We start from the raw sequence: 5,632 nt of genomic DNA, 5'->3' as shown, positions 1-5,632 counted from the left end.
GAAATAACTGGCTGGCTGCTACACCATGTTGCCGGGCAACGAGGGAGACCGTCATCCCCGGTTCAAAGCTCTGCTGAACAATTGCGATCTTTTCCTGTGTGGTACGCCGTCTGCGTTTCTCCGGTCCTAAGACATCAATCATCTGTACTCCAATGACTAGTCTAAAAACTAGTATTAAGACTATCACTTATTTAAGTGATACTGGTTGTCTGGAGATTCAGGGGGCCAGTCTACTGGGTATTTTGCGCTACGCGCTCATCAGTGACTTTCAACTGACCCACGTTAACCGCATCGGTATCCGCTGAACCAGCTGCGACGTTTGTGATCTGACGTTGACCATCCGCACTACCGACTGAGAATTCACCGACAGAGTTCTGCGGTGCGTCCATGTTGTAGGCGGTATAATTGGTTTGAGCGCCACGAGTGGTCGTAGAACCATTACCTATCGCAATACTGTTGACATGAATGACTTGCGCATTGCTACCAATGGCAATGCCGTTAAGTGCATTCGCGTCCACGTAGGCACCATAACCGATACCAATACCTTTATCGCCATTCACGATGGTTTTCGCACCCATTGCCAGCGAGTCAGTTCCCACTGCCAGTGAATCTTCTTCCGTTGAATTAGCGTGGAAGTATTTAGTCGGCGTGGTTGCGACCGCACCAATCGCATTCTGCAATTGACGAACCGTAACGGCGTCATGGGCTTCGGAACCATCGGCTACGTTGATGATTTGACGATATTTACCGTCATCACCGATAGACAATGCACCGAGCAGTTCGCCATCCGTGGTGTCGTAACCAATAACAACGCCATTTTCCGTTATGCTGGTGTCACGGGAGCCTTTGGCAATCACTCGGCTGGAAACAGAGCTGCTACCTAGGGCGATACCCGTATCAACGTCGCTGTAGCTGCCCTGACCAATAGCTACGCTGCTATCGCCTTTGGCGACAGAGTTATAACCTATAGCTGTAGCGCCAACACCCTGTGCGCTGGCGTCGTTGAACGCTAAGCCGTCGTCGTTAGTACGCACATAGTTAATACCCGCACCGTTTTCTTGGATATAGGTTGCGTCGGTGTTACCAGCGAGCTGATTGATAATTTGGGTGTTCTGCTCAATCATCATATTCGTCGCATTCAACTGAGAACCGTTCACTGCATCGGTACTGTCCTCACTAATACTGCCATTAGCGACATTAGTGATGATGCTGGCTTTACCGTCATGGCTGGCATTGTAGGCTCCAGCACCGCCATTGGCAGTCTCATCCCACAGCAGGGCGTTATCATCAAGCGCATCCAGGGCGTCACCGACGTTGTTGTACTCGGCGTTCGCAATGGTGTAAGTCGGTGCGGTGATGGTGCCGTCAGCGTTGACTTCTGCGTCACCATCCAGCGCATCAGCGATGTACTTATTGGTGGTATAGAGTTGTGAGCCGTTAATCGCGTCGCTGCTGGCAGCAGAGATTGCACCGTTAGCGACGTTAGTGATTACACTGGCAGTTTTATCTTTTCCATGAGCGGCGCTAAATGCACCATTTTCACCGGCGTCCGCATCCCAGAGCAGAGCGTCGTCAAGAGTGGTATCGATAGCATTCAGGGCATCACCGACATTATCGTAATCAGCATTAGCAATGGTGTACGTCGGCGCAGTGATGGTGCCGTCTGCATTGACTTCGGCACCACCCCCCAGCGCATCAACAACATAACTGCTCACGCCGTGGAGTTGTGAGCCGTTTACTGCGTCAGAACTGGAGTCTGAAATTTCACCATCTGCGACATCAGTGATCACGCTTGCGTCACCATTAGTACCGTGTTTGGCACTGAATTTACCTGCGGTGGCATCCCAAAGCAGAGCATCGCCGAGAGACGTGCTAAATGAGGAGTTAATCGCAGCCAGTGCATCGCCGACGTTATAATAATTTGTTTCACCGATTTTGTAGGTTGGACCGGTAAACACACCGTCAGTATTCACAGAAGCATTGCCGCCGAAGTAGGTGGCGATATTGCTGCTTAAGTCATAAAGCTGGCTACCGTTAATGGCATCGGAACTGGTTGCAGTGACTGTGCCGTCCAGGATATTGGTGATTTTGCTGGCGGTATTGTTGCCATGAGCTGCAGTGAAGACACCATTGTCCTTATCCCATTTCAGCGCATCCTCACCAAGATTAGTCACCGTCTCAGTCAGATTAGAGATGTTGGTGGTGTTAGTGGCGATATTGGTGGTATTCGTCGCCACGGCATCGTTGGTGGTTTTCAGCTGAGAGCCGTTAACGGCATCGGTGCTGCCAGTCGTCAGGTCGCCATCTTTAACGTTGGTGATTTTGCTGGTGGTCTCGGTGCCATGAGCTGCCGTGAATACACCATTGTCCTTATCCCATTTCAGCGCATCCTCACCAAGATTAGTCACCGTCTCAGTCAGATTAGAGATGTTGGTGGTGTTAGTGGCAATATTGGAAGTGTTATTGGCGATATTGGTGGTATTCGTCGCCACAGCATCGTTGGTGGTTTTCAGCTGAGAGCCGTTAACAGCATCAGTGCTGTCAGCCGTCAGGTCGGCATCTTTAACGTTGGTGATTTTGCTGGTGGTATCCTGGCCGTGAGCTGCACTGAATGCCTTTTTAGTTTCGTTCCAGAGCAGGGCATCAGCCTGAAGGTCACCAACGGAATCCGTCAGGTTGGTGATATTGGTGGTATTGGTGGCAATATTTGCCGTATTCGTGGCAATGTTGCTGGTATTAGTAGCGATATTGGCGGTGTTGGCTTCGACATCGTCATTGGTAGCTTTCAGTTGGGAACCGTTAACCGCATCCTTACTGGAGGCTGAAATCGTGCCATCCGCAACATCGGTGATTACGCTGGCAGTTGGGCTACTAGTACCATGAGCAGCGCTGTATTTGCCTTTGGTTTGGTCCCATTGCAGGGTGTTTTCATCAAGTACAGCGAGCGCAGCCCCTACGTTATTTTTGCTACCATTTTTTAAATTGTAGGTTGGTGCTGTAACAGTACCGTCATCAACATCTACTGCAGCCCCTCCTCCAAGCCTTTTTGCTACCGAGTCGCTAATGGCATAAAGCTGTGAACCATTAATGGCATCGTAACTGTCAGACTTGATCGCGCCATTTTTCACATTAACGATCTTGCGTTTTAATGAACTATTGCCGACAGAGACGGTATTGTCTAAATCCGCAATGGAATCTGCGCCCAGCGCGACAGAGTTAATACCGTTGGCACTGCTATTACTACCAAGCGCAAGACTCTTATCACCAGTTGCATTACTGGCTGTGCCTAAGGCAATGGTGTTTAAGCCTCTCGACTGGCTACCATTACCCAGAGCGATGGCATCCACGCCATCAGCTTTGTTGCCCTGGCCTATGGCGATTGCATTATCTGCCAGAGCCTGGCTGCCATTTCCTAATGCGATAGTATTGACTTTATCGGCAAGGCTTCCGAACCCCATTGCCATGCTATTAGTCCCTTTTGCCTTCGCATTATTGCCAATAGCAGTTGCATTTTCAGCGGCTTCGGTCTCAGCACCTATCGCAATAGCGTTCGCTGCGCTGGCAAGTGATTGTCTGCCAAATGTGAGGCTGTCAGTACCGCTAGCTACACTGCTACGCCCCAGGGCAATTGCGTTTTCTTCAGATGCGACGCTACTTGCTCCCAGCGCCATTGAATACGCTTTTGACGCATTGGCGGTGTCGCCAAGAGCAATACTCATAATCTCAGTAGCTTTAGTGGCATTTCCCAGGGCAATGGCGTTTGCTCCTTCCGCTTTGGAAGAGTCCCCCATAGCAATAGACAATTTACCCAATGCTTTTGAATAACGGCCGAGGGCCATTGAGTATTGGCCCAATGAATACGAAGAGGCACCCAGTGCTATACTTCTATCGCCTTCTGATATTGCACTAACCCCAAAGGCCATTGATGCACCACCAATCGCATGGGTTTTTGACCCGATGGCAGAGCTATATTGGCCTTCAGCTATAGCGTCATAACCCACAGCAGTACTGGAACCACTGGTGTTCATAAAAGTATTTGCTTTCGCCCCTTTGCCTATAGCAACCCAGCCGTCGCCAGCTGATCCACTACCGTAATCAACACCCTGACCGTTGTCATTCCCGGCATTCGCCAATGCCCCAAACGACGACAACATTCCACCCGCAACCAGCGCAGAAATTAACAGCTTACTGCGCCCAGATTTCTTGCCACGGCTTTTTGCCGTTTCGCTGGTAACAGTATAATTCCCTGTCGCAGGGTTCCAGAGAACTTTAAATATTTTGTTCATTAATGATGCTCGCTATTCCTTGTTATAAGCGTACTAACTGCATTTATTTTTTGCTTCTTTTCTGCCGATTTTCAGCAGAGGGAAGATTGTCGAACTGAATATTTTCCATGTTGATGGCTAACTTCAGATATCCCAGGTTATTGGGCGATACACCCTTCAGGGTCAAATTAATGTCTTGCCATTGACCTGGTAATAATTTCAATGTGGATTTCATTGATGTGTTGAAAAGTAATTGTTGCCACCGGGCAAACTCTTTGGCATCGACAGGTTTTTCACCACCCCATGTCGCATTAAAACCAATATTTGAGATAGGTGTACTTAATAAGTTGACCAGTGAAATATGAATAACACTGCCATTCTCTGTGGCGTCAATGGATAACACTCGACCCGCTAAAGCCACCGAACCATTGTTCAGGATGAAATACTTCGTTTTTGCTGGGTTAAACTCGGTAAAAATAAAAGTGTTTTGTTGATCTTTAACGGATTTAATTACGTGAGTTAAAGTCTTTGTACTGCTTATTATGCCAGTTTGTTGTTTTTGAATAGTTTCCAGTTGACTCTTTAGCTATGCTTGTTGTTTTTCAAGTAGATCAATTTTATTGTTATGTTCTTCTTGTTGTTTCAATAAACTACTTTCTGGCTTGCCTTCTTCAATGTAGTCACATCCCGTTAATGCGCAGAGAACTGAAACAGTGACAGCACTGAAAAAAATCTTCTTCAAGTTCATGTAAAAATCCTTATTTCCTCCGACCAGCGATCAATGCCGGTAGAGTTGTCCATTGTATTATTGGTGATTTATGTTGCTTTACATTAATGACAGTGATGTGTGTCGATTAAATATTGTTTTAAGCATTCATCATAAAAATGTATCATTCGTTTCAAAAGATGTCTGTGTTTGTATGAATATATTATTTTTGTGGATTCTAATGATGATTATTAATAAATGTCAAATATGAAAGAAACCATGTCTGGGAAAAAATTTACAGATAATTTATTGTATGAATATGATGATTAAAATATCACAATTAAATCCGAAAAAAAGAGACGTAACTGCTTGTTAATTAATAAATGATATCTTCGGTAATGACTCCAACTTACTGATGGTGTTTTATGTTCAGATAATGCCCGATGACCTTGTCATGCAGCTCCACCGATTTTGAGAACGACAGTGACTTCCGTCCCAGCCTTGCCAGATGTTGTCTCAGATTCAGATTATGTCGCTCAATGCGCTGAGTGTAACGCTTGCTGATAACGTGCAGCTTTCCCTTCAGGCGTGATTCATACAGCGGCCAGCCATCCGTCATCCATACCACGACCTCAAAGGCCGACAGCAGGCTCAGAAGACG

At 47.0% G+C, this 5,632-nt stretch carries 2 protein-coding genes and 2 pseudogenes; all 4 read right to left on the bottom strand.

Features of this window, described 5'->3' with window-relative positions; all coding sequences use genetic code 11:
• Positions 1–142, bottom strand: a 142-nt coding sequence (locus tag BFF42_RS10280) for an IS3 family transposase (RefSeq protein ID WP_001312835.1), incomplete at its 3' end; no start/stop codon positions are given.
• Between the two features lie 91 nt (positions 143–233).
• A pseudogene (locus BFF42_RS10275) lies at positions 234–4,286 on the bottom strand (ESPR-type extended signal peptide-containing protein); the annotation flags it as partial.
• 43 nt (positions 4,287–4,329) lie between these two features.
• Positions 4,330–5,013: pseudogene (locus BFF42_RS26920) on the bottom strand (SadB/YajI family lipoprotein).
• A gap of 367 nt (positions 5,014–5,380) precedes the next feature.
• A partial coding sequence (locus tag BFF42_RS10265; protein WP_216080628.1) for an IS1 family transposase occupies positions 5,381–5,632 on the bottom strand: 252 nt, incomplete at its 5' end.

This window comes from Shigella sp. FC1661 (assembly GCF_001712525.1).
Lineage (GTDB): Bacteria > Pseudomonadota > Gammaproteobacteria > Enterobacterales > Enterobacteriaceae > Escherichia > Escherichia coli.
This window is presented reverse-complemented; position numbering and strand designations above follow the sequence as displayed.